General features: G+C 67.1%; 24 protein-coding genes. 5 read left to right on the plus strand and 19 right to left on the minus strand.

Features of this window, described 5'->3' with window-relative positions; translation table 11 throughout:
• Positions 1-56 precede the first annotated feature (56 nt).
• Together ACFTZB_RS07965 and ACFTZB_RS07970 are read right to left on the minus strand one after the other, a co-directional pair.
• Positions 57-254, minus strand: coding sequence for a hypothetical protein (locus ACFTZB_RS07965; protein WP_378430923.1), 198 nt, complete (start codon positions 252-254; stop codon positions 57-59).
• 664 nt (positions 255-918) lie between these two features.
• Positions 919-1,275, minus strand: coding sequence for a hypothetical protein (locus ACFTZB_RS07970; RefSeq protein WP_378430924.1), 357 nt, complete (start codon positions 1,273-1,275; stop codon positions 919-921).
• A 458-nt stretch (positions 1,276-1,733) separates the two neighbouring features.
• On the opposite strand from ACFTZB_RS07970, the gene ACFTZB_RS07975 reads away from it, so the two are divergent.
• From ACFTZB_RS07975 to ACFTZB_RS07985, 3 genes are read left to right on the plus strand one after another with little or no spacing between them, the layout of a single operon-like run.
• Positions 1,734-2,072: a plasmid mobilization protein gene (locus ACFTZB_RS07975; protein WP_378430999.1), complete on the plus strand. Its 339-nt coding sequence runs from the start codon at positions 1,734-1,736 to the stop codon at positions 2,070-2,072.
• A complete protein-coding gene (locus ACFTZB_RS07980; protein ID WP_378430925.1) occupies positions 2,069-3,763 on the plus strand; it encodes a relaxase/mobilization nuclease domain-containing protein in 1,695 nt (564 codons plus the stop codon). The genes ACFTZB_RS07975 and ACFTZB_RS07980 overlap by 4 nt, the downstream gene beginning before the upstream one ends.
• A 57-nt stretch (positions 3,764-3,820) precedes the next feature.
• Positions 3,821-5,389, plus strand: coding sequence for a hypothetical protein (locus ACFTZB_RS07985; protein WP_378430928.1), 1,569 nt, complete (start codon positions 3,821-3,823; stop codon positions 5,387-5,389).
• A gap of 156 nt (positions 5,390-5,545) precedes the next feature.
• Here ACFTZB_RS07985 and ACFTZB_RS07990 read toward each other — a convergent pair whose 3' ends face one another.
• From ACFTZB_RS07990 to ACFTZB_RS08060, 15 genes are all read right to left on the minus strand, one after another.
• On the minus strand, positions 5,546-6,082 hold the full coding sequence (locus ACFTZB_RS07990) for a hypothetical protein (RefSeq protein ID WP_378430930.1): 537 nt from the start codon (positions 6,080-6,082) through the stop codon (positions 5,546-5,548).
• 1,117 nt (positions 6,083-7,199) lie between these two features.
• Positions 7,200-7,772 (minus strand): DUF4913 domain-containing protein, encoded by a 573-nt coding sequence (locus ACFTZB_RS07995; RefSeq protein WP_378430932.1) that lies wholly within the window; start codon positions 7,770-7,772, stop codon positions 7,200-7,202.
• Entirely contained in the window at positions 7,769-9,496 is a 1,728-nt protein-coding gene (locus ACFTZB_RS08000) for a type IV secretory system conjugative DNA transfer family protein (protein WP_378430934.1), read from the minus strand. The genes ACFTZB_RS07995 and ACFTZB_RS08000 overlap by 4 nt, the downstream gene beginning before the upstream one ends.
• Before the next feature lie 16 nt (positions 9,497-9,512).
• Positions 9,513-11,114: a hypothetical protein gene (locus tag ACFTZB_RS08005; RefSeq protein ID WP_378430936.1), complete on the minus strand. Its 1,602-nt coding sequence runs from the start codon at positions 11,112-11,114 to the stop codon at positions 9,513-9,515.
• Positions 11,115-11,117: 3 nt separating this feature from the next.
• Entirely contained in the window at positions 11,118-12,605 is a 1,488-nt protein-coding gene (locus tag ACFTZB_RS08010; RefSeq protein WP_378431000.1) for an SCO6880 family protein, read from the minus strand.
• A gap of 68 nt (positions 12,606-12,673) precedes the next feature.
• Positions 12,674-12,961 (minus strand): transposase, encoded by a 288-nt coding sequence (locus ACFTZB_RS08015; protein WP_378430938.1) that lies wholly within the window; start codon positions 12,959-12,961, stop codon positions 12,674-12,676.
• 93 nt (positions 12,962-13,054) lie between these two features.
• A complete protein-coding gene (locus tag ACFTZB_RS08020) occupies positions 13,055-14,518 on the minus strand; it encodes a hypothetical protein (RefSeq protein ID WP_378430940.1) in 1,464 nt (487 codons plus the stop codon).
• A gap of 35 nt (positions 14,519-14,553) precedes the next feature.
• Entirely contained in the window at positions 14,554-15,318 is a 765-nt protein-coding gene (locus ACFTZB_RS08025) for a hypothetical protein (RefSeq protein WP_378430942.1), read from the minus strand.
• A gap of 9 nt (positions 15,319-15,327) precedes the next feature.
• Positions 15,328-15,681 carry a hypothetical protein gene (locus tag ACFTZB_RS08030; protein WP_378430944.1) on the minus strand — a complete coding sequence of 118 codons (354 nt, stop codon included), beginning with the start codon at positions 15,679-15,681 and terminating at the stop codon, positions 15,328-15,330.
• Between the two features lie 101 nt (positions 15,682-15,782).
• Positions 15,783-16,265, minus strand: a complete 483-nt coding sequence (locus ACFTZB_RS08035) for a hypothetical protein (RefSeq protein ID WP_378430946.1) — start codon at positions 16,263-16,265, stop codon at positions 15,783-15,785.
• Positions 16,262-16,867 carry a hypothetical protein gene (locus ACFTZB_RS08040; protein ID WP_378430948.1) on the minus strand — a complete coding sequence of 202 codons (606 nt, stop codon included), beginning with the start codon at positions 16,865-16,867 and terminating at the stop codon, positions 16,262-16,264. The genes ACFTZB_RS08035 and ACFTZB_RS08040 overlap by 4 nt, the downstream gene beginning before the upstream one ends.
• Entirely contained in the window at positions 16,864-17,916 is a 1,053-nt protein-coding gene (locus ACFTZB_RS08045) for an NlpC/P60 family protein (protein ID WP_378430950.1), read from the minus strand. Before ACFTZB_RS08045 ends, ACFTZB_RS08040 begins: the two co-directional genes overlap by 4 nt.
• Positions 17,917-17,943: 27 nt before the next feature.
• Positions 17,944-19,905 (minus strand): cutinase family protein, encoded by a 1,962-nt coding sequence (locus tag ACFTZB_RS08050; RefSeq protein ID WP_378430952.1) that lies wholly within the window; start codon positions 19,903-19,905, stop codon positions 17,944-17,946.
• A gap of 11 nt (positions 19,906-19,916) precedes the next feature.
• Entirely contained in the window at positions 19,917-20,621 is a 705-nt protein-coding gene (locus ACFTZB_RS08055) for a hypothetical protein (RefSeq protein ID WP_378430954.1), read from the minus strand.
• Between the two features lie 89 nt (positions 20,622-20,710).
• Positions 20,711-21,796, minus strand: a complete 1,086-nt coding sequence (locus ACFTZB_RS08060; protein ID WP_378430956.1) for a hypothetical protein — start codon at positions 21,794-21,796, stop codon at positions 20,711-20,713.
• A 578-nt stretch (positions 21,797-22,374) separates the two neighbouring features.
• Between ACFTZB_RS08060 and ACFTZB_RS08065 the strand changes: the two genes are divergently transcribed.
• Together ACFTZB_RS08065 and ACFTZB_RS08070 are read left to right on the plus strand one after the other, a co-directional pair.
• The gene (locus tag ACFTZB_RS08065; RefSeq protein WP_378430958.1) at positions 22,375-22,968 is read left to right on the plus strand and encodes a helix-turn-helix domain-containing protein; all 594 of its coding nucleotides are present in this window, start codon (positions 22,375-22,377) and stop codon (positions 22,966-22,968) included.
• A complete protein-coding gene (locus ACFTZB_RS08070) occupies positions 22,961-23,329 on the plus strand; it encodes a hypothetical protein (RefSeq protein ID WP_378430960.1) in 369 nt (122 codons plus the stop codon). Before ACFTZB_RS08065 ends, ACFTZB_RS08070 begins: the two co-directional genes overlap by 8 nt.
• Here ACFTZB_RS08070 and ACFTZB_RS08075 read toward each other — a convergent pair.
• Both ACFTZB_RS08075 and ACFTZB_RS08080 read right to left on the minus strand, forming a co-directional pair.
• On the minus strand, positions 23,286-24,305 hold the full coding sequence (locus ACFTZB_RS08075) for a hypothetical protein (protein WP_378430962.1): 1,020 nt from the start codon (positions 24,303-24,305) through the stop codon (positions 23,286-23,288). The genes ACFTZB_RS08070 and ACFTZB_RS08075 overlap by 44 nt on opposite strands.
• Positions 24,302-24,766, minus strand: a complete 465-nt coding sequence (locus tag ACFTZB_RS08080; protein WP_378430964.1) for a hypothetical protein — start codon at positions 24,764-24,766, stop codon at positions 24,302-24,304. Before ACFTZB_RS08080 ends, ACFTZB_RS08075 begins: the two co-directional genes overlap by 4 nt.
• Positions 24,767-24,774 lie beyond the last annotated feature (8 nt).

The raw sequence follows: 24,774 nt of genomic DNA on the forward strand, positions 1-24,774 counted from the left end.
AACACCCTCCGCGCCTGCGTCCCGCACGACACACCTCGTGTCGCGCGGGCCGCGGTCTAGAGCAGACCGCGCAGCGCGTCCGGGTTCGGAAACGTGATGTCGACGCCGGCGGCGGTGCGGTGCAACGGGCCGGCGGACTCGCCCGCAACGATCGCTTCCAGATCTGCATCCGACACCGACCAGGTGTGCTTGGTCGCCTGATACAACGCGGCCTCGACCGTCGAACGTGGTACGACTGCTTCGTTCTCGCTCATGCTCTTCCCTTCTCACCTAACGCTTCCGACGTCGGTCGGGTGCGTGTCGTTCAGAACAATGTCGGGACGTCGCTGTGCAAGAGGGCTTCCTGCACCTTTTCGTCGTCCCATCCGTTTCGCACTGCCTCCCGCAATGCTCGCGACCGGGCGGCCCGTGCGGCGCGGTCGGGTCCGTACCAACGCCATGTCTGGCCGCGGCCACCGCCGCGGCCCTTTGCCCCCATCCCCGCGAGGTTTTGTGCTTGCGTCCCGAGCACTACGTGCGGGCGCCCCGATGCTCCCGAGGCGCGCACACAGATCGGGTTGTCACACACTTCGTGCAACGCCACCTCGTCCTCCAGGAGGGGTCGGCCGAGTTCGATTGCCAACGCGTATCTGTGGGGGCGCACCACCCGTTGCTTGCCGTTGCGCGAGATCCAAAAGCGTCCGTACGAATCCGTTGATATAGCTCCGGAAAACAGCCAGCAGTCAGTATCGCGCGGTCCGCGGACAATGAACTTCTCGAAGCGTAACCGTTCCGCGCTGCCCGGGCCGGGAACCGTTAGGGACTGCGCTGACACGGCTCCGCCTCCTCGCTGTTCACGCCACCGCCAGGGGATTCCGCGGGGATGACAGCGAACGCTAGCGGTGCCCACCGACATGTCAGCGGTTACCGGGTACGCGCCTATGTGTTGGAGACCGCCTTGAGCGCGGGCTCGCCCGTCTCGGCCGTGCTCCGATTGTCATTGGTGGCGCGCTTCGTCCGGCGGGTCCCGGTCTTGCGGGCTGCACGCTTGGGTTCGTCGTCGGCCCGCCACTCCTTCAGCTCGGCGTCCGTGAATCCGGCCGCCTTGGCTTCGGCGAGTGCGGCACCGAGCGCCCGCGAGTTCTCGGCATCGGTGCGTGCGAAGTCTTCCCGCGCGGAGGTCAGCGTGCGGTGCGCGGTGGCGACGCTACGAATGGTCTTCATCTTCTGTTCCGCCTGCTGTCGGATCTGTGCGTCGAGAGCGGCGAACACGTCATCGAGCGGCTGTGTTTCCATGCCCCGATCGTATCGGTCGCAACCGCGAATCTCGAGCCGTACACGCGGGCTCGTCGCCAACGGAACGCGCGCTCGATTCCGTTGTCCCCAGGTGAGTGTCCGGGTAGGCGTTGTGTGCACACGACACAGCGGAGCGGAGAGATGTCGTGTGTGCCCAAGGCCGTCAAGCCCGGTGCCCACCTGGGAACAACCTCCACGGGGTCGAGTCGAGTGACACGCGGTGCCCTCCCAACACACCCTTGTCGGTGCCCTCCCAACACACCCTTGTCGGAGCAAGCTAGAACTTACCTATGGTAAGTGAGGAGATGGGTGGACTCCGGCGGCGGAGTCCAGCACACTGTGGATGACCGGTGCGGCGGCGCACCGGATTTGACGGGGAGGGGAAATCGGTGCCGGACGACGCTGCACCTGGTGCGAGCAACGCTGCGCGATCCGCGCGTCGACGTCGCCGGAAGAATGTGGCCGGCGGCCGCACTCATTCACATCAGATTGTTGTCTCTCCCGAGGAAGAACTGGCGCTGCGTCGGCGCGCTGACGCGCTGGGGGTGACGATCCCCCGGCTGCTGGTGGAGTCGGCGTTGACTCCGGCGGTGCAGACACTCCCGGAGCGGCGCGCGAACGCGGCCGCGTTGTTGTCGGCGATGGGTTTGCTCGGGGCGGTATCACGGAATATCAACCAGATCGCCAAGGCCACGAACGCATCCGGTGAGGTGTCCGAGGACCTGAGTGCGACACTCGCTGCCGTGCGCCGGATCGGTGACCGGATGAACCAGCACGCCGAGGACCTCATGCGATGATGCCGAACATCACCAAGGGTGCGCGGATGAGTGGTCTGCTCGTGTATCTCGCCGGTCCCGGCGATTCGAACGAGCACACCAATCAGCACGTCATCGCCGGGCACTCCGCGATCCTGGGACGTGACGATTTCCTCGGCCAGTTGGACCGTGCCACGGCGCTGGCAATCGCACACGAAGTGGACCTCCCTCGGAAGATGTTCGGCACGAAGGTCGAACGGATCGTGAAGGGAAAGGCGCAGCACGCCTACGACTCCGGCACGTCCAGTTCGGTCGCCGTGCTCGAGGCGACCGAGGACATCAATGTCTGGCACTGCTCCCTCTCGCTGCGAGCGGAAGAAGGACAGCTCACCGACGAGCAGTGGGCGCAGATCACCGGTGACTTCATGGCGAAGATGGGGTTTGCGGCAACGGCCTCCGGTGCCCCGGGGGCGCGGTGGGTCGCGATCCGTCACGGCCGGTCCACTGACGGCAACGATCACGTCCACATCGCTGCCTCACGAGTACGGGAAGACGGCACGATCGTGTCAGACTTCCGGGACTATCCACGGGCCCAGGCGGTCTGCGGCGAACTCGAGAAGAAGTACGGCCTGGAGGTCCTCGAGTCACGTCAGCTCAGCCGCCAGGACCGACGCACCAGCGCCAGCGTCCCGACGCGGGCGGAAGTCGAGAAGGCCGCGGCGCGTCGCGGACAGCCCTCACCATTCCAACGCGGCGCTGCCAAGCCGCCGAAGCGACGCGGCGGCACCGACGATCCCGGCCCGGAACGCGCGGAGCCGAACCAAGCCGCACGCGTGCAACTACGTCAAGTGGTGGCCGAAACCGCGGCAACCACCGACTGTCCCGAAGCCTTCCTCCGCGAACTCGACGGCCAGGGAATCCTGGTGTACCGCCGCGTCGACGAGACCGGGCGCATGACCGGCTATGCCGTCGCGGACCGCAATGACACCAGCTGCAAAGGCAACCCGATCTTCTTTGCGGGAAGTACGCTCGCGCCGGAGCTGTCCTGGCCGAAACTCAACGCCGAGTGGCGGGTCCGGGCGACACCGGAGCCGGTGCCGGCAGGCCACCGCGAACGCACCGACGCCGTTGTTGCACGCCTGGAAAGTACGACCGATGTGGTCAAGGACGCCACCGCCGCGGTCCGTGACCGCACCGAGGATCCAGCCCCGATCGCGGCCGCCACGCAGGCGTTGCTGTCGCAATGGGCGAGAGCCAGTGAACGGCAGAGCGACCGCCGCGACCTCGCGCAGGTGTCCTGGCGGCATGCCGACGCGGCACGTTGCGCCGGCGCCTACGGTGACCCCACCGCGGCCGGGCGCTGCGCCACAGCGTTGCGGCAGGCGTCGTGGTCGCTGAGCGTGCTGCGCACCTTCACGGCGGCAGGCCGCGTGCACGCGCCCACGATGGACCTGGCGCTGGCGGTTGGCGCGTTGCTGATGGAACTGGCCGCATGGCATGAGCAATCACGACGCGGCGCCCACGCCCGAGCCACCCGTTCCGCCGCCGACGGCTGCCAGCAGTTCACCCGCACCTACCGCACCGTCGATCTGCACGGGCAGCCCAAGGCGGTCCCGTCCTTGGCGGTGGCACCGAGTCGGACGACCTCGGCATCACCGATGCCAGGGCTCAGGATCGATCCCGCACCGAGATCGGACGACGGCAGGGGCAAGGGCCGCGGACCGATCCGCTAACGGACATCCGACCGCGCAACGCGCGCGGTCGAGGGGAGGAAGAAGGGGGTGGCCCCGGTGGCCGAACCGCACGAGGCACCAGCGTTGACGGTGCCACGGGAAGACATCTTCAAGGCAGCGATCTCACTGCGTCTGATGGCCGGCGCTCTTTCGCGAATCCGCGAGCGACACGGCCGCGCCGCTTTCGACGACAGCGAGAGCGCCGCCCGCAAGACCGAGGCGTCGCGGTTGAACGTCCTGCACTGGTTCACCCACCGCGACGCTCGGGACTGGTCCCGTGCGGCGGAGTCCGGTCGAGTGTTCACCGACCGTGACCCGGCCTCCGGAATGACGGTGCGGGTCGCGCCACTCGACGCGGGCCGATTCGGGGTGCAGGCCGGATGGCCCGACAACCACGCCGACGTCGTGACAGGATCACGCGAAACCGCCCAAGACCTCCACCGGTGGCTGCTCGACCAACCCACCCCCGAGCGCGTCGCGGGACTGCGGGAATGGATCACCGCCCGGCACGCCGAGGCGCAACGCGGTGCCGAAGTCGAGCAGGCGAAGGCGTGGGCCACCGAACACGACCCGGACTGGTACAGCTCCTGGCAGGTGGCGCACACGATGTCGGGCGCCGCGACCCAGATTCGGGCCGAGGGTGTGCTGGTCGACCGCATGCACGCCCACCACGCCGCCGCACGAGAGCAAGCCGCTGCCGACGGCGGGCACGCACTGATCGCCGCCGCCGACCGCGACTGGGCCGACTTCGTCTCCGGACTCGCGGACAACGGGGCCGCCGTACAAGACGCGTGGGTACCGCTCTTCGGCCGCGACGTCAGCCTGGCCGACCGCGTGCGCGGCCGTGTCCCGGAGACCATCCTCGACAATCCGCGGTGGCCCACGGTCGAGACCCGATTCCGCGAACTTGTCGACGCCGGCGCCGACCCCACCCGACTGGCCGGCGCAGTGCGGGAACTCGACTGGGCGGGCACCCGCTCGCCCAGCGGCTACGCGATCTGGGCCCTCGACGACGCCGACACCCGTGCACGCACCGAGCGCCGCGAGCTCGCCACCGAATGGTTGCTGAACACCGACCCGACCGACCCCCGCGACCGCGCGGAAGCCGCCGAGCTGCTCGGCCAGATCGACGACACGTTCGACGCCCAACTCGGCCACCGGTTCCCCGGCCTGCTCGACCCGACCGCGACAATGCTCGAGCGCCGGGCAGCAGCCGAACTCGCCGCTGCACAGTCGGACGAAACCCTGGCCGTGCACGTCGACGCCGAATCCGACCACACCGACACGATCGCGTCCCTCGCCCAACGCGCAATGAGCTGGCACAGCACCGATGACGTCGACGAAGAACCCATCGCAAACCTGTGGTCCGAGCTGTCGGTGTTCGCGTATCCCAACGACCAGCAATCCGCAGATCAACTGCAGGCCGACGACGACGACCGTGCACACGCCGACCAAGACGAGGCGCAGGCCGACTCAATCGCCGCAGACATGCTGGCCTCTGCGCAAGCCCCGCTCACTCCCCCGCGCAACGGAAACACCCGATCGAACATCCGACGAACACCCCGGAAAGCCGCAACACCCGCCGCTCAACGTAACCACAACCTCCACCGCGGGCGCGGGCGATAGAAGGATGCGGAAGCGATAGGAGAGGATCTTCACTCGGTCCTGTGGGGTGCCACTATGAAACGGCTGGGTGCTAACATGTAGGCGTCTTGGTGAAGAGCCAAGAAAGTGAGGCCGGGAGCCCGCACGCTTTGCGTGGTCGCCCGGCCTTTGCGCTATCTACCCAAGGTTGTGCACCTGGACGACTGGCATCACCATGTCGCGGTTGCGACCCCCATCTGCATAAGCCCACACCACGAGATCCGCTGCCCAAAGCATCTCGTTGGACGTTGGTACGTCGATAGCGACTCGGACCTGTTGCAATGCCCCCACTCCTTTCAGTGAGTCGGTCAGAATCCGAAAATCCTGCCGATCCTGTGAGCAGGATTCGACCAAGATTCGGTTAGCTCCGAGTGCGGCGGACGTACGGGCGAGTTCTGCCAGGCAATCGTCACGTACTGCCCGTTCTCGCCGCCCAGCAATCGGGGCGATGAAGATGTGAGCCGCATCGATCGGGCACACGCGCATGAATTCTTTGACAAGCCGTGCTCGGTTCGCGGGCCGCTCGTCATGCATGTGGAGACGGTCACGGTTCTTTGGCTTGAGATCCCGCATTGCCTTCTTGCTCTGTGTCAGCCTCTGGGAAGCCACGACCGCCCCACAAAGCAGGTACCCGCGTTCCTTCGTTTCATCGACGAAGACCTCGACCGCTGCCACTAGCTGGACCCTTTCGATTGCTGCGCCCGAGTCCGTGCGGCCGTGGCGTCTTGGAGTTGCTTTCGAGAATCCGTCGCGAATGGTCCACGGAGGGCACGATGGTAGATCTTTCGGTACACGCCGGGTCCGAGCCGAGCCGAGGGCACCTTTTGGATGTGCGTCTGTATGAGCCCCTGATCGAGCAACTCGGCGTAACCGCGCTCTGCTGTGCGTTCGGATATGCCGTACCAAGCTGGGGCGCGCTCGACCGGCATGGTGAAGACGGGTGTCCCCTGGGTTTCCTTCAACATGATGAGCAACATGGCTTTCCCTGGGAGGCGTAGACGGTCCGCGTACCCGTCCGTCCAATACTGATGAGGTATTACGAAGAATCCGCCGGTATCGCTACTTCGGCTTCGTGGTCTGGTCCACTCTCGGCCGTCCCCACTCTCATGCAGCGGCGTCACTACCAGCTTCCGTCCTTCTCGACGGCGAGTAATGAGCTTGAGGTCCTCGAGAACTCCAAACGACTTCGATGCCGTGGTAGGGCCACACTTCTTGCGTGTGCTGAGGAGGTGGGCCCAGGCGGCCAGTGGAATTGGGTCGTTGGCGAGTACCGGCCACGTCGCGTGGAGAACGAGTAGGGCATCGACTGAACGCTCGTATCTACCCGAGACCAGTTTCGATAACGCCGCCGCGCGCTCGGGTGCTGTCGGCGGATGCTGTACCACGTCATTCCGTATCGGAACGAACCCACGCTTGGCGCTGTCGAGCAACTCTTTGAGCGCGTCGCTCGAGGTAAGGGACGGCTTGTCCTCAAGGCCTGCGAATGGATCCGTCGTCATGGCGCATACGCTACACGGTCAGGCGGACCCACCAGATCTGATGCACCTCGATACCCATGACCTGCCAGGTGCCACTATGAAATGGCGTGATACATCGATGAAACGTCCAATGATACGTAATGAAATCGCCTAGCTACGGGCGATCGGGCGGTCGCGAAAACCATCGCGCCTGAAGGAACGGTCGATCTGGTGACAGCTCATTGCGCTACTTTTTGGTGAACATTGCCCCGTCGGGGCGAAGCCGCTACAGCGGCTGGCCCCGGAGTCGTGGTGACAGCACCGCCATTCGCGGACTAAGGACCCTCTGGCTCGTTCTCCCAAGGTGCCGTCGCGATGGGAACGAACTCGGGTTCCCGGTGGCTGGCGGGGCTGCACGCGTGGAACGGGCCGGTCTCGCTGGTCAGTGCATCCAGGGTGCGGTCGTAGAAGTCGCGGAAGTACACCGCCATTGCGGTCGGGTCTTTCGCCGCGACGTAGGCGGTCCAGGCGCGGCGGAGGGCCTCGAATCGGCTGACTGCCTCGGGGTGATGAAACCACCAGGGGCACCACCGAACACCGGATGTGCCGGTGGCTGACCTTGGGATCTTACGTTGAGCCCACTGTCCGACGTGGGTGTGGACCCAGTCGTAGAGCACCGCCATGTCGATCTTCTCGGGCTGGCGATCCTGCTCCGTGTCGTCCGTGTCGTCAGCTGTCGGCGCCGTGATATCGACTGCGGCGGCCGAGTGGACGGCATCCTCGAATGCGTCCAGGGCCTGGGCGAACATGTCCTGGCGGTCGCCCGTGGCTGCCAGGCGTTTTTCGAGGTCCGCGATCCGGTCGAGTAGTTCGGCGACGTCGACCGGGGTGGGGCCGTCGGCGGTCACAGGGCCTTCTCGACCTCGGCGGCGTTGACCGGTATTGCGTCGGACAGGTGCCTGGCGACCGGGTTGGCCGGTCCGAGTGCCTCGACCGCGGCGATCCGGACCTGCTCGAGCGCATCGGCGTTGGTGGAGGCGATCTCGTCGCGGTCGTTCTCGCGGTACCAGGGTAGGAGGTTCATCAGGACCGGCCGATGGCTGGTGACGTGCCAGATCGCCTTGGTGCGGACGAGGTTGATGATCTCGTCGACGGGCATGATCGGTTCGCGGATCTGCGCCACCGACGTCGACGTACCACCGGGCCCGTAGCTGTCGGTGGTGCGTTTGACCAGGTGCTCCCCGATCGAGGTCGACAGGGTGCGTGCGAAATTGACGTCCTTGGTGCCGGCGCCAACGATGTTCAGCGTCGAGGCGCTGTAGAGCGTTTCCATCCCGGTCTTGCCCCACACCCCTTCGCCTTGGGCGTAGGACTGCAGCAGCGTGGTCACCGAGACGCCGACGGATCCGAACCAGGAGTAGTACGCCGGAAGGTCGGCGATCCGGCAGATGTTGGCGGCCTCGTCGAGCATGGCCGTCAGGACCGGGTCGAGGCGACCGCCCATTGCGGTCGCCGCCTGCTTCGCGATCCGGAACAGCCGGTCGACGAGCGCGGCCACGACCGGCCCGGCGGTCCCGGCACCTTCCTGGGTGAGCAGATACAGCGTCGGGTATTGCCCGTCCTCGCGTGGTGCGACGAACTCCCACAGGTCGAGCTGGTCGATCTTCTCCCCCGCCTTGGGCGGTGTCCGCCACGTCGTCGGAGGGGTGACCCAGCGCAGCACCTTCTCGCTGGTCAGGCAGGACACCGCTTCGGAGGCGGTGAGCACGAACCCGGACCGGGTTTCGGCGGCGCCCTCGAGGGTTGTGGCGAGCTTGGCGGCCTCGAGCAGGTGGCCGGAGCGTTCGAGGATGCCGATCGGCTCGTCGGATCCGGTGTAGAGCCAGTTCAGTGAATCCCGCAGGCTCCTGCCAGATACGGCGGCCGCCAGGAACAACTGCCCGAGCAACGATTTCGCGGCCGGCCCCCAGATGTCACGGTTGTTGCCGGCATCGACGGTGGAGACGAAGTGCCCGGCCAGCTTCTGCGCGTCCTCCGGTTCTTTGACGTCGGCGAGGGGATTCCACCACCAGGTCTGCCGCACGTAGGCGATGGCGAACGGGTCGAAGGTGAAGACCCGCCCGACCCGGGCCCGCAGGCCCGCGGTGAGCATCCACAGGTCGGGTTTGTTGCTGGTGGCCACCACCGGTCCCGGCGCGGACAGGACCGTGGGCACGGCGATCGCGCTGGTCTTGTTCGACCGGGGCCCCATGAACACCAGGCAGACGTCCTCCCAGGACTTCCAGAGGGTGGTCCGCCCGACCCGGCCCATCCGCACGGCCAACTCACGCATCTCGACGTTCATGGTGTCGGTGAGCGAACTGCGTAGGCCGCGGCCTTTTTCGGCGGCACCCTTGCCGGTGTAGTCGTTAAGAGCGCGTACATCGGTGAGTTTCTGCTTGGCCGAGGTGTGACGGACCGTGCGCCACATCCACCAGCCCAGCCCGGCGACCGCGGATACGGCGAGGAGTATCCCGGTGATCAGCGCCCACCACGGCCAGCCCTGCTGGTGCAGGTCCTGCAGTTTGCCCACCCCGAGGAAGATCCCGATTGCCGCGCACATCAGTAGCGGCGCAAACGCTTCCCGTCCCATCGTGTTTCCCTTCTGGTCAGGCCGCGGCGGCGGGGCGGAGCCGGTTGACGACGTCGCTGCGGGTGATGTCGCTGAATGCCTGGTCGGTGTCGTAGAGCACCTTCTCGGTCTCGGTCAGGGTGACCGCCACCGGAAGGCCCAGGCGGGAGCCGGATTTGATGACGTACTTCCCGCGGCCGGGATGCGCCTGGCCGGGCACCCAGGTGGGCGGTGCCTGCCAGGAGGCGAGCAGGGCCCGTTCCCGGCTGGTCAGCGGGCTGATCTCGTGCACGCGTTTGAGCTCGGCGTGGTCCATGCCGCCGTAGACCTTGATGCCGTTGCGGGCGGCCAAGCCCTTAGCCTTGGCCCGGTCGGACTCGGTCGGTAGGGCGTCGAGGTCGGTGAGCGAGTGGGTGAAGTACCCGGTGACGACGCCGTCGTTGCGGTCCATGCGCGAGCCGCGGTCCATCAGCTCCACCAGGCCCGACCCGGCGCGCAGCGCCCGCCACATCTCATCGCGTGGCATGTAGATGTTGCGGCGCTTGCCGACCGCCTGCTGGGCGTCAATCACCGACGAGCACCAGGACTGGGCGCAGAGCATCGCGGCGGCGACGACGTCGGCCGAGTCCCGCTCGATTGCCTGCAGCCCGAGGGAGATCGCCGGGGTGTCCCGGGTGATGTCGAAGCTCGAATGCCGGTCGAAGATACCGCGGATGGGGCCTTCGACCATCAACTGCAGGGTGTTGCGGAAGTCGCGGGTCTCGCGCAGATAGGCGAAGTCGTCGTCGGTGACCACGACGTCGTGCAGGGCCTGCGGGCCGACGTTCATCACCCGGAGCACATCGGGGATGACCGGGCCGCGGGGATCGGTCGCTGCCTGGTCGGCGAGGTCGACGGCACGGGCGAGGTAGAGCCGCCACGTCGGGTCCAGGCGTTTCGATCCGCCGATCACCAGCAGCGCTTCGACCAGGTCCAGGCGGCGGCTGCGGGCGGTTTCGAGGAGCTGTTCCTTACGGGCGCCGGAGGCGGCGGCGATCGCCTCCCGCAGCACCCCGAGGTCGAGGGGATTGACCGAGTGCAGGCCGCGGCCAAGTTCGAACACGTCGCCGCCCATGGCGGTGACCAGGGCGGTGTATTCGTTCTTCAGATCGCCGGGAACGAGCATCATGAACCCGTAGCCGACCAGCCCCATGCCGAGCCGTTTGGAGAAGGCGGATTTCCCGGCGCCGGGCTGCATCTGGCACCAGATGCCGGTGTTGGTGACCAGGCCGTCCTTGAGCCACTGGGCGGGGTCGATGCCGATGGGTTCGGCGGTGTGCAGGTGCCGGCCGAACGGGACACCCCGCACTTGGGCGCCGGCGGCCGCCGCAAACGGGTACAGGCCCGCGAGCTGGGCCGTGGTGCCCTGCCAGAGTGCGCCGCGGTCGATGTTCGGTTGGTGGCCGCCGAACGGTTCGTTGTAGCCCTTGGCCGGCGGCACCTCGCCGTGCAGATAGCCGGCGGGCAGGTGGTCGAAGATCGCGCTGTCGTCGCTCAGGTCCCGGGCGGCCTGGTTGTGCTTGCGGAACTCCGGTATCACCCCGATCCGGGCGAGAAGCCGCTCCACCAGTGGGGCACCGGCATGGTGATCTGCTCGCATGGCCTAGCCGTCCCATCTGTCGCCGGCCGGGCGGCCGAGGGCTTGGGTGGGGTCGATCCCCCAGCCGAGGGACACCGCGAACATCGCCGCCTGCGAGCCGCGGGCGCGGCGCAGACGGATCTTCGACGATCCGGCCCGCTCCTCCACGTCGGCGACGGCCGCGTCGAGCAACTCCGGGTTGGTCACGGTGGTGGTGATGTACAGGGTGAATCGGCCGACACCGGCACCCATGGATTCGTCGCGGGTGTCCGCTCGGGCCTTGGCCCGGTCGTCGCGTTCGCGTTGGGTTTCGTCGACGTGGGTCTTGCGGGCCCACAACGCGCGCAGGGTGCCACCGGTGACTTCGTTCTCGAGGACCTCGGCGGCCTCCGACGCTGGGTACGGCCGGTAGACCATCGACACCCGCCGGTAGAACGGCCCCGGAGCGAGCAGCGGCAGCAGCACCGATGCGGTGAACACCCCTTGCGGCGGTGCCTCGAGCACCCAGGACACGTGGTGACCGGAGTCGGTGCGATACACGTGATCGTCGCCGCCGGTGCGGATCGGCCCGGCATCCCGCCAGGTCAGCAGCTCCCCGTCGGAGTCGTGTGGGGAGTCGCTGGAGAGGACTTCACCGCGAACGGCGGGGTCGTACTGGGCGCGCAGGCGGCGGATCACCCACGGTGTGCTGGCCCGCCCGAGCACGGCAGCTCCGGAGGACGCCAGCGCGGACTCGATCCCCGGCAACCATCGCACCACCTGAGTGCCGACCTCGCTCAGATCAGCGGGCTGCGGAGTGAACTGGGCCGGATCGAAATGCACGGTGACACAGGTGGAGACGTCCGCGGTGGTGGCACCCCGCTTGGGCACCAGCTCGTGCAGGATCTCCTTGCAGACCTGCGGGGCCGACGGTGAGATCCGGTCGAGGGTGTAGTCGCGCTGGTTGACTCCACCGGTCGGTGAGGACTCGATGTCGAAGCTGACATGGTCGATGAAGCGCTTGTAGCCGAAGTCGGCGAGCATCGCCCCGTACGAGGCGATCCAGGTGTTCTGATCGGCCTCGTCGGCCAGCGCGAGCCCGACAGGTGAGACCCGCAGCCGTGCAGAGACCAGACCGGTGCGGCGATTCCACATCAGGTTCTGCCGACCCCCGCGACCGTTCTCGATGTCCAACGGCATCAGGGCACCGGCGACGCCCGGCAGGTTGTCACCACGATCGACCGTGGTCAGGGGCCCGGCGGCGTACTCGTCGCTGCCGGAGGAATGGGCGAGCCACCCGCGCACGTGCCAGATCCCCCGGTCGGTCAGGGTGCGGTTCGACTTGCCGAACGGGACCACCGCGACCGCCAGGATCGGCACCGACACCAGCGACAGCACCAGCGCACCGATCCACGAAACCTGCAGGACCGCAAGAATCAGCACCAAGGAGACGATGACGATGCTGGTCTGTCTTCCCGTCCAATTACTGATGAACGACCGGCCCCTTGCCTGCCGGAGTCGCCCGAACGACATCGCGCTCACCGGTTGCTCCTCTCACTGCACTGTGTCCTGGTCATGGCTCTCCTGAGGTTGTCGGGTCGCTATCGGTCGAGCAGGGCGCGGGCGAGAGCCGAGTTGGCGGTCTGCGCGGCGACGAGCTCGGCGCGCAAGCGGGCGATCTCGGCGTCTTGTTCGGCGGGCAGCAGCGGCCGGGGATCGGCGGTGCCGTGGGCTGCCCGCACCCAGCCACGCACCGAGTTCGGGTGAACGCCGAAGTGCGCCGCGACGGCCTCGATCGCCGCCCATTGACTGCTGGCCGAATCCAGCCGGTCGGCGACCATCTGCACTGCGGCGGCACGGGTCTCGGCCGGATAGCCGCGACCGCTCATGCCCGCTCCCCGGTCCGGGCCGGGCGGGGTCGTGCCGATCGCTGCCCCTTCTCACGCTTACGCATCTTCTGTCCTCCGCGTTCTGTCGTGTACTCAGTTCTGATCGGGGTCGGAGCCGGTCATCGCCTGGGCTCCGGCGTTGGCGGCCTCACCGACCCGCTGCGTGGCCTCGCCGATCGCGGCAGCTCCTTCTTTGGCGGCGACCGCGACACCACCGGTCGCCGCGCCGGCCGCCGCCTCGGTACCGGCCGCAGCGGCCGTGGTGCCCCCGGATCCCGCTGCCGAGCCGACGTTCTCGGCGTCCTGGGCCCCGGTTCCCGCCGCGGGTGCTCCATGGGGTCCGAGTTGCTCGGAGGTGGCCGGGTTCTCCATGCCCGGGTCGGTTCCGGAACCGGGTGCCCCGGCGTCGGGGGCTGCCCCACCGGGGGTTTCCCAGGGCTGCGGGTCGGGCAGGTTGTGCGCTCCCGGCCCCGGGTCGATGTCGTTCGGGCCGCTGCCCGGTCCGGTGTTGTGCATGTACGACGCCAGCGGATCGGATCCGCCGGTCATCGCCTCCCCACCGGCGCCGCCCCAGGAATTCATCTTGCTCATCAAGTCCGCACCGCCGACGCCGACCGCGCCCAGCTCCGCAGCCGTGGCCGCCGACGAGACACCCGGCGAGCTCGGCGATCCCACCCAGGCGAAGAACGCCATCATGCCGGGTAGGGAGATCACCGCGATGACCAGGACCATCGCCCCGACCATCACCGATTCGAGGACGTTGTCGGTGCCGGCGGCCCCCATCAACTTGAACCCGACGGTGTAGATGATCGCGGCCATCGGCTTGTAGAGCACCAGCGCGACGAGCATCGAGGCGATCCGCGGGAACCACTGCCGCCCCCACGGAAACAGTTGCCCCGCCGCGGCGATCGAGATCATCCCCGCCAGCACCGCGATCCCGCCCTGCCGCAGGAACCCGAACACCCACTGAACGAGCGAGAGGAACCAGCAGACCATCGCGACCAGAGCCAGCATCGCCGGATTCGAGATGGCCTGTAGCCCCAGCATCTCCGACACCCGCGGACCGAAATTCTCGGCCCCGTTCGCGACCAGGGCGGCGGCCGCGACGTCCCCCCACCGCAACGCCTGGGACAGCACCAGCAACGCCAGCGACTGGATGATCATGTACTTCGCGGCACCGGTGAGCATGTCGACCAGCGGTTTCCCGCGTCGGGTCAACGACATCATGATCGCGGTGCACAGCACCCCGGCCATCAGAATGAAGGTCACCAGCACCTGGACCGGCCGCTCACCGGCGAGGACCTTGCCCGCGTCGATGTTGATCGAGTCCGTCGACAGCCACCACGTCATCGACGAGACCAACAGATCCCCCGCCGCCTGCCCGACCCAGGCCGCGAACTTCTCGAAGACGCCGTCGGCGGCAGCGACCGCGGGGGCCGCCGCCGCGTCCGCGGCCTTCTCGATCGCGGCTCCGGCCGCGTCCCTGCAGGCGCCGAGATTGGTGCCGAAACTGCCGCCGCACACGGCGCCGTTTCCGATGGTGTCCCACCAGCTCACGAATGATCACCCCTTGAGGATTGGTTGCGTCGCGGTCAGAACGGGGTGAACCCGTCGATGCTCGACAGCGCCTTGGCGGACGCGGTGTCGTTGGGCGCGACAAGCTTCCAGTCGCCGTCCACCCACACCACCGTGAATTGATAGGAGTTGTAGGTGCCGTTCATCGGGTTCGGCATGGCGTACTGCACGGTGGCCTGGGTGGGCAGGTAGGCCAGCACCTTGAACGCCGACGAGTGCGTGGAGCCGTCGAGGGCGGACGGATCCGGGGTGCCGCGGTGCGCCTTGACGTCCGCGGCCGCGGCACTGTCGAAGACCGTCTGCGCGTCGACGACCCTCGCGTAGTCCGGTCCGAGGGCGATGCGATTGCCGATCTGGTACGCGGCCAGCACCGCGCCCTGCGGGGTGTGGCTGTATCCGGCGGCGGTCCCCGCGTCCTCGTCGATCGTCCACGGCCCGTCCGCTGCGCCGAACGGCAACGCAATCTTGTCGACCTGCCGCCACACCAGACCGGCGGGTGCTCCGGTCATCCACTCCGGGTCGGTCGGTGCGTGCTGCCTGCTCGGATCACGCTCGGGGATCTGCGGATTCACCGGCTCGGCCGCCGGAGGTTCCGGCGCCGGACCCGGCGTCTGCTCGTCGGTCCCCGTGCCGGTGAACAGGGCCACCAGCAGGGTGATCACCAGCAGGAGGGCGCCGGCGCCGCCGAGGAGAACCGGGCCGCGGCGAAGCCACGGCGCCTGGGGTTTCGTGGCGAACTCCTTCGTCATGAGGGGATTGTTGCGACCGATCAGCTTGGTCATCGTCTTCCCCTAGGAGACCTGGACGATGAGGGCCGCGGCACTGCCGGCAAGGACGGCGCCGCCCAACGCCCACGGGGCGTGCCCGAGGGCCCACTTCGCGGCGTCCGAACGGCCGCGGATTCCCACGCCCATCATGATTGCGGCGCACAGTATCCCGACGAATGCGGAGATCCCGCAGGCCCACTTGAGGTAGCCCAGCCACTCGTTGACCGGCTCCTCCAGGCCGGGAATCGGCTTCGGCGGCGGGTTCGGAACCACCAAGTCCTGCGCGAGGACGGCGGTGTCGTCGGTGAGATGGAGCGGCCCGGCGGACCCTGCCGGGGGCAGGTTGGCTGCCATCTCGGCGAACGTGTGCAGCATCATCGGTGTTCCTCCTGGTTGTTTCTGTCTGGAATCGAAGAACGGGGTCGTGGGTCGGGTGATTGCCCGGGAACGGTCGGCGTGTGCCGCGGTCGAATACGCGGTCACGGTGATGCGTTCGGGTCGGTGAGCAGACCGGTCACCGCGGTCACCAGCTCCTGCGCCGCCTTCTGCGCCGGCATCGCCCACCGGGGCACCTCGTCGAGATAGTCATGCCCGTGCAGGGCCTCGGCGAGCAGCAGGTGCGGGTCGTCGACCGATCTCAGCTGCTCGATCCACGGCACCCGCACCACCGCAGGCAAATTGGGCCGCGCCATCTCCACCCGCTGGCGGGCGGTCTTCGGCCAGCTCTGCCCGCAGTCGTCGACGACGACCAGCACCGGCGGGACGGGCATCGCCATCGTGGTGGCGATCGCGCGAGCGACCTGCCCGGTCACCGACCGGCACACCAGCACGTCCACCTGCTCGGCGGGCGCGCGTGTGCCGCCGTCGAACGGAACTGCGAGCATCGTGGCCACGAGCGATGTGCCCACTCCCCCATCGATCCCGGCGATCCGGGGCACCGGGAACCCGACCGCGGCGCTCATCGGGCCACCACCGATTCCGCCCGCCACCCGTCGAAGGTGCGGCGCAGCACCACCGACACGATCCGCTGGGTGCGGGGCGGCGGCGGGGTTCCAATGAACTCCTGGGTGACCTCCCGCAGCCGATAGGCGCGCAGGTCGGTATCGGCCGGTGCCCCCGCTTCGTGGGCCGGGGTGCTGCTCACGTGCGCGATCGCCCCCGCCGCAGCCAGTGCGAGCCAATCCGCGCCGGGCCCGGAGATCGGCGGGTGTGTCACCAGATCGGTCACCGTGGCAGGGTCCAACAGCGGCAGGGCCCGCAGCTTGGCGTCGTACGGGCCGGAATCGCGGGTGGTGTCCCAGCCGTACCAGAGCTCGGTGACCGCGGCCGCCACCGCGTCCGGCGAGGACCGATCCACCTCCCGGTACGGTGCAGGCAGCTCGGACGGCGGCGACACCGGCGGTGAGGTCGGCACCGTCTCGGCGGCTCCGGGCGCTGCCGGCACGAGGACCCCCGGCACCGCTCCAGTGCCGTCCTCACCGTCGTGCCCGCAGGCGGCGACCGTCAGTGCTGCCACGGCCGCAGCCGCGACCAGCAGTGGTCTGCGCAATCCGGTCGGGATCATCCGAACCTCCTCGCGTCGGGATTTGATCCGACGGCCTCGGCCATCGGCTGGATCTTCACCACATCCCCGGATTCCGGGGCGGCAACGACCAGGCCGTCGCCGATGTAGATCGCCACATGCTGCGGGGCACCCCCGGCCGGGAAGACCACATCGCCGGGTGCGAGGGCATTGACCGGGACCGTTTGCCCGCGGGGGTCGGTGAGTTGATAGCCGGTGAAATGCGGCAGCACGACCTGGTGATTCGACGCCTGCGCGACCGCGTAGATCACCAGCCCCGAACAGTCGAAGCCGACCTTGTCGAAGTCCCGGTGCGCATCCGCCGCACCGCCCCCGTCGCTGACGCCGCGTGTCGGCCCGTCCGCGTTCCCGCCACCCCACGCATACGGCAGCCCCTGTTGCGCCACCGCGGCAGCCACCACGTTGTTTCCGAACGGTCCGTCCGGCACGAAGCCCGGCGCCGACGGCGCGGTGAGCGTGAGAATGTACTTCGGCAGTGCAGCTTTCACCTTGGCCGGATACGAGTCCGACTCCGCTCCGCCGGAGGTGCCGTAGGGGCTGCCCCGATCCAGGATGCAGCCGTACCCGCAGTTGTAGGACACCAACATGATGTCCGTCAGGTCGCCGGTGATCCGCCTGGCCTCGAGGTCCTTCTTGCCCTGCTCGGCCGCCGCGCAGTCGAATCGGCCCTGCGCCATGATCGCGTCGGCCGGGTCGAACGGACTGATCCGGCCGTTGCCGTCCTCGTCGCGCCCGTACGTCGGCCAGGTGTAGGGCATGAACTGGCTGAATCCCTCGGCGCCCGCCGGGGACACCGCCTGCGGATTCCAACCCGATTCGACCTCGATCTGAGCGGCGATCAACGGTGGACTGACCTCCGCGCACATCGACCCGGCCTTGATCACCCAGGCCTCGTACTCCGGCGGCACCGACCCCGGCAGCAACTGCCCCGCATCGAATTTCGGTGGCGGATTCGATCCCATAGCCGCGGCGAACAGCACGAACATCGCCACCATCGCGGCCGCGAAGCCCGCGATCAGCCACTTGCCCATTCACGTTCCCCTCCACAAGTGCGCGGGTCATGTCAGGGCCTGCACCTTCGCCGCAGCCCACTCGGTCAGCCACGACACGGCGGTGTGGCCGGCGGCGTCGACGGGCTTGTCGGTGTACGCACTCACATGCACCCCGGAGGTCAGGAACGCGGCAGCGTCGAGTCCCTCGGCGGCGACGTCGGCGAGGGTGTCCGCACCGGAAGACCCGGCCAGGGACACGAACTGCGACGCCAACGACGTCAGATCTGCCGAACCCGCGGAGGGCACATTGAGTGCCGACGTCGGGGTCTTCTCCCCCGAACCGAGCGCCCGCAATCCCACCGACACGACGCCCAGACCGGCCCCGGCGGCGCGGCCAGCGGCCCCGAGCCAGTCGTTCGTTTCGATGCCGTGCCACAACGCTTCCTGCAGATCCCCCACACTCTTGGCCAGGCCGACCACATCGACCTGGGAGAGGAGGTCGACGATCAGTGCCGCGATCAGGGAGGCACCGGATGGGTCGGGGATCATCCGCAGCAACCCAGACGCCAGTTTCAGGTCCGCATCGGCGGCGAGTACCACGAGCGGGCGGAACAAATTGTTGAGATCGCCGCTGAGTCGGTGCGCCTCCCGGATCAGCAGTTGCTGGGCCGGACCCGGCACCAACAGCGCCGGATTGGTCAGAACTTCCCCGAGCCGCCGCAGTGCGTCGCCGATGGCTGGCACATTGCGGGCCAGAGCAAGCCCGTTCGTCCCGACATTCGTGATCTGGTCGATCACCACAGACGGCTTGAGGATCGAGAGCACCTGCCCCGCCTGCGAAAGAACATCGGCGGGACTGGCTGCGATCGGTGCAGTGACCGCGGCGAGGTCCTGTGCGGGCTGAGCGAGCACCCCGGCGGGTGGCCTACCCCCGGCGGCGATGGCCTGGGCAGTGTTCGCGATCGACGCCGCACCGTTGACCGCGCCGCCGAGATCGAGCTCGGACAACGTCCCCAGGAAGGAGTTCGCGCTCTGCTGCACAGATCCGGGGCCCCCTGCGGCGAGCTGCTTTTGGGCTGCCGGGTTCTGCCGCACCCACGACGCCGTGTCCTCCAAGCCCTGCAACGTTTGCCCGGTCCGCGCTGCAGCTTCGGCCAATCGCGGCATGTCAGCAGACCCGCTACCAGCGGTAAGGTTGGTGATCGTCGACAGATCACCCGGCAGTTGGGTGAGCTGACTGCTCGAGAGCCCGGAGGTCATAGCGTCGGTCAGCGCCGCAGATCCGGTCGCCCCCAGTGGCTGGGTCACCAAGCGGCCGATCGAGCTCAGCAACGGATTCTTCGTCGCGTTTGTCGAGCAGTACATGTCCGAGTCGTCGCACTGCTGCGCCACTCGGGAGGTCAGCTTGCAGAATCCCTGTACCCGGCCACCGGCAATGCCTTGACCGGATACCTTGGGGCCCACCACCTGGCCACCGGTATTGGCTTGCTGCGGATCGGCAATCAGCCCGACTCCGAGCACCCGGTCCGCCGGTATCGGCGAATCGTTGCAGCCGATCTGCGAGGCCACGTCGCCGGCAATGTCCCCACCCTGGGAGTACCCGAAGATCAGCCACCGAGTGTTCGCGCACCCCGCCAATGAGGCGATGTCGTCTGTCAACGCCTGCTTACCGGCGGCGGCGGAGGTGCCGTATGCGAGCCCGCCGGTAAAGGCCTGCGCCGGATACGCCGGAAAACGGACCCGGATCTTTCCCGGGAACCGCCGGTTCAGCTCATCCGCGATCGGCCTGAGTAGCCCCACCGCCACCGAGGGATCCGCGTTCGCATTCGTCTCCCAGGTGCCCGGAACGAATTCGGCGGCGACCTGCGGGCACCCACCCGCGGGAGTTGAACTGGGTGCCGCTAATGCTGGTGCCGCCGCGACGGTTCCCGTCCCCACCGCAAGAGTGAGCGCGGCGGTGAAACCGATCCCAGCGGCCCGCCCGCAGCGGCCGCCGTTCATGCGGCGACCTGCGACTTTTGTCCTCACGCTGTCCCCTTTCATGCCTTGGATATCCCTGTGATCCACACGTGCCCCGTCTCGTCGGTGCGTGTGGTGACGAACTGGTTGTGGACCTTCCGCACCCCCGCGGGCTGAAGTTCCGTCACGGTCACCGCGAAGCGGCCATCACCCACCGCGACGACCGTCACGCAATGGGTCGTGCCGACAGGAACCTTTTTGTCGATTCCGGCCTGGAGGCTGTCTGCCGCGAAATCCGGAACCTCCGGAGCGACGAACGCCCGCGCGGCAGCCCCGGACCGGGCCACGTAATACGCGTGCTGGAACCCGAAAATCGCAGCGGACCCCGAATCCGTGCCGCCCGCCCCGTCGCCCTGAATCACGGGCCCGTCGGATTTCGCCTCACACGAACCGGTCGGGTTCGCCTGCGCAGCGATCGCCGTCGACGACGGGGACGAAGTGGACGGCTCCTCGCGCCCGGTCATCGTTGCCACGCCGACGCCGATAACTGCCAACGCCACCAAGCTGAACGCGCCCACCCGAACTGATCGCGGCAGAGTCGCCCCCGAACGAGCCTCGGCGACCGCCCGAGCGGACTTGCGTTCGATCTTCGCCTTCGGCTCCGGCGGGGGACGCTGCGGCCAGGACGGCGGAACCCACATCGGCCCCGTCTCGTACAGTCCCCCCTCGAACTCCACCATCGGGGCCTCATCGAAGTGCCCCTCTCCGGGTTCGTGGTCGCCCATCGGTGCTTCCTGGCCCGGAATCGGGGCCCCGGCCGGGGGCCGTGAACCCGAGTGCGGAACTCGTATGGCAGTCATCGGCACCAGGCCTCCTAGCTTGTGGTTGCGGCGGGGGTCAGACCCGCGTGTGCCGCCGCGAGGACGTCACCGACCTGAGTCGCGATCGGGGCCACCGCCTGCTCGACCATCGGGGCAGCATGAGCGACCGCAGCATCGACCGCGGCCACCGCATCGGAACCACCCGGACCCGCAAGCGCCGCCGTGCGAACGGCCGACATCTGCTCGGCCGCCACAACATTGGTGTGCTCAACCATGGCGGGTGCCTGATCAGCTGCCGCCCGGACGGACTCAATCGCGGCGGAACCACCCGGCATGGACTCGACCTGCTCGACCACCGCAGCAGTACCCGCGGTAACCGCGGCAGTGTCGAACGGTGCAGGTGCAGGTTCCGGTGCGGTCGCTTCCGGAGCCGGTCCCGTTCCCTCGGACGGCAGCGCAGGCAGGTCCAGTTCGATCGGATCCGGCCGGGTGTCACCGGCACCGAATGCGGTTCCTGCCGCACCACCCAGCGCGCCGCCGACGATCGCACCCCCGATCGCGAACGGGATGCCCACCGCTGCCGCTCCCGCCGCTGCGCCGGTAGCGGCGCCAACCGCCGCGCCTGCGGCGATGCCGGGTACGGCACCGATGACGGGGACGGTGACCGCACCCATTCCGGCCCCCACCGTGGCGCCGATACCCGCACCCGCTCCGCCACCTAACGTGCCTCCGATCAGCGCAGCGGGGACACCCGCCGCCGTGGCTCCGACCAGGCCGCCGCCGACGACACCGGCGATGGTTGCGCCGGCCACTCGATCAGACCTGCTCGCCTCGATACCAACGGAGCGGTAAACGGTTCCGACCCCGGCCTCGGCGGCCGCGAGGGTGTTGTTGGTCCTGTCGAGGACCGGTTTGCTCATCCCCGGGTTGTCGAGGATGAAATCGCCGGCCCGCAACTTGTCCGCCGGCGCAATGATCGGTGCGACCGGCTCGACCGGTACCGGCGCGTGCAGCTCCTCGACCCGCACCGAAGGGGCCGGTTCCTCGTACACCGGCACCTGCCGACGCGGAGCATTCCGAATCTCCGGAGTGGGTTCGATCCAGTACGTCTGCTCGCTCGGAGTCGGCTCCGTGTACACCGGTGCCGACGGTTCCGGCTCCGAAGGGGCTGGCACCGGTGCTGGTTCCGGGGCAGACGGAGTGGTAACACCCGCCTGACCGGAATCATCAGAAACTGTGGGCTCAGGAGTATCCGTGACCCCGGCCTGCCCAGAGTCGGGGTCAGTGACACCCGCCTGACCGGAATCCGATGTCGACGCAGCCGGCGACGATCCCGGCGCGGCAGCAGCAACACCTCCACCCGCCATCAGCACCATCGCCGTAGCGGGCACCATCGCGGCCCCCGCTATCACTCGACACCGGGCCCTTCTGTGATCTGCCATCAGTCGTTCTCCTCTCGATACGTCGTGGTCCCCTGAAGTTGGAAAGACGGAGCGCCGCTGGTTTGCGCCGGTAGGTCGCAGGAACTATGTCGAGGCAAGACAGGTCCGCCACTTGCTTCAAGCGCTGGCGACACTTACGTAGAGTACATACATTAGCGGTATGAAGGTACAGAACACTTCTGTGTTTGCGCAACGCTTATATAGCATGGGTGTTTGTGACGTGTCGTGAGCTTGCGGTTCGAAGAAGCCCTGCGCGCTTTCAGTACGCTGCCTTCATGCCCGACATGCAGCAGTTCGCCGATGTGGTCAATCTGCGTCGACGTCAGTTGGGGCTGAGTCTCGCCGCGGTAGCTACCCAGGGCGGCCCCTCTGAGCCGACGATGGTGCGGATTGAAAGCGGGGAGTCACCGCCACTGCGTGTCGCGACGTTCAAGAAGCTCGACCACGTGCTGCGGTGGGCTGAGGGAAGTGCTGCGACCGCGTATGAGGGCGGTGAACCAACACCCTTGGGCTCCGATGAGGTCGGTGCCCCAGCTGGTGAAGTCTCGATTACTTACTCAGCATTGGGCGAACTTGTCGAGGTGAGCGCTGAGCTTCGTCGGCTTGCCAACGATATTGACGAGCCAGAGCTGTCTGCTGCTGTCGACCGTTTACGGACTTTGATCTCACCGCACATAGGCAGAGTCGCATCGGCCATGCTCCGAGACCGAGGAGAACAAGGGCACATGAGCCCGACATGGGTTGCGCAAGCGCTTGAAGAATTTTGGTCCGTCCCTCCGGACGACATCACCCCGGCCCGAACGAAGGCCAATATACGACGACGTTCTCTGGCCCACGACCTGACAAAGGATGATGATGCAGATGTCTGAGGAAGTCACCGACCACCAAAAAGTTGAGTTGCTTCTCAGCGTCACGGCGCTGAGTAGTGGTGAAGTTGCGGCGACGCTCGGTTGCAGCGAGCAGGCTCTCTTGGCTGGCGAGCTCACAGCGGACCAGCAGCAACGTTTCGTTGAGATCAGTGGCGTCTTCAACGACAGAAGCACCGCTCACGCCACGTACTTCGGAACTCCTGGCGAGAATGACGCCTACACCGAACTCCGGCTGTTGAAGGTGCTGGTCGCTGCGGGGCCCGAGTGCGTGATGTTGCGCGGGTCTGCTGACGCGAGTCAGCGTAAAGCCCTGCTAGTCAGTCTCGAAGAGATTGGGACTCCCAGCGTCGCGCAAGATTGATGACATCAGTTGCGGTGACGCGGGAATCAGTGAGGGTCTTCAGGCTCGGCGCGCTAGGGCTGGAGTGTAGATCTGTAATGGTGACTGTCGCTGGGTCTAGTCCGAGGTCATAAAGGGTGTCAATGCACTCCGTGATCATTCGAACTGTGCGCGCGTCTGGGTCGAGGTCCTTCATATCGAGCTTCACGTGCGGCGCGGCATCGGTCAGGTCTCCCCACAGAACTTGAAGTTCGGTGACGTTGACGGATGAACGGTTGACGGCACTTTCACCACTCGTTCGTCGAATCACCGCTGCTGCACCGACCAACGCCACAACCAACGTGAAATACGCGAAGAGGTTTCCGTTTGAGTTCCGCTGGAATTGCTCTACCGGTCCAATCTCGCCAGCGGCGGCACGAATTGCATACCACAACAACGTGAACGCATTGAGACCTGTGGCCAGGAAGAGGGCAACGACCGTAGCCGAAGGCGCGAGCAGCCCGCGGTTCGGCCTATCGGTTCGGATCGCGGCGGCGAGAACTGTCGCGGCATACGCTTCGAACACGACGATCGAGCCTGCATAGATTGTGAAATAAGCGACCGCGATGCCCTGCGGATGCACCGCTTCAATGACATGGTCACGTTGACCAGCCAGACCATCGAGAGCGATCAGGCCAGCTGATGCAGCGACTACCCCGGACATGAGGCGGCCAGGTCGTAGACGTTTCGCTGCACTTGCGGCTGCCCAAGCTGCAACCGCGGCTGCTACTACGCACAGGACGTGTGCAGCCAACCGGACCGTGCGGGCATCGAGGTAGAAGGTGAGCGCGTCGTTGATGGGGCCAGCCTTGAGGGTGTCTACCGCGGTGAAGCACAGGATGAGCACGGTGACGATCCGTGCATGTCGGCTGCGGACCAGGCAGAAGCGGGAGATCACAACGATCCAGGCAAAGATGAGTATGCCCAGATCGAGAGCGAGTGGCAGGTGGTTTCTCATCGGCTCGCGTAGGCCTGAATCATGTTGTTGGCACACACGATCTGTAAAGAGCTACGCAACGCTTTGAAGTCCAGATCATCGAGTAGGGTCAGAATCAGCAGTTTGGTAGCCAAGTACTCGGCTCCGTACTCGGCGATGGTGTCGTATTCGGTTCGTTTGAGTGCGTCCTTGAGAAGTTCCGGAGACAGTGACGGGAACCAAGCGGTCAGCATTTGGTCGTCCAGTACTTCGGTCATTCCGCAGCTGTGGTCCAGAAGAATATGTGCTAGTTCGTGGCAGATGATCAGTGTGGCCCGCCACGATCCTGCTCTGTGATCGTAAAACACGTAATCGGTGTTGTTTCGGGCTCGCAAGAGGAAGCCGGAAGGACGATCCTCCAGACCGGAGACCGGGAAGGGGACGAGCAAAACGCGCCTGCCGGTGCGGTCGGAGCAGAATTGGCGCAGGTCCTCGACGGTCACTGCGTGGT

Origin of the sequence: Rhodococcus sp. NPDC057014 (assembly GCF_042673295.1) — a bacterium.
Classification (GTDB): Bacteria; Actinomycetota; Actinomycetes; order Mycobacteriales; family Mycobacteriaceae; genus Rhodococcus_F.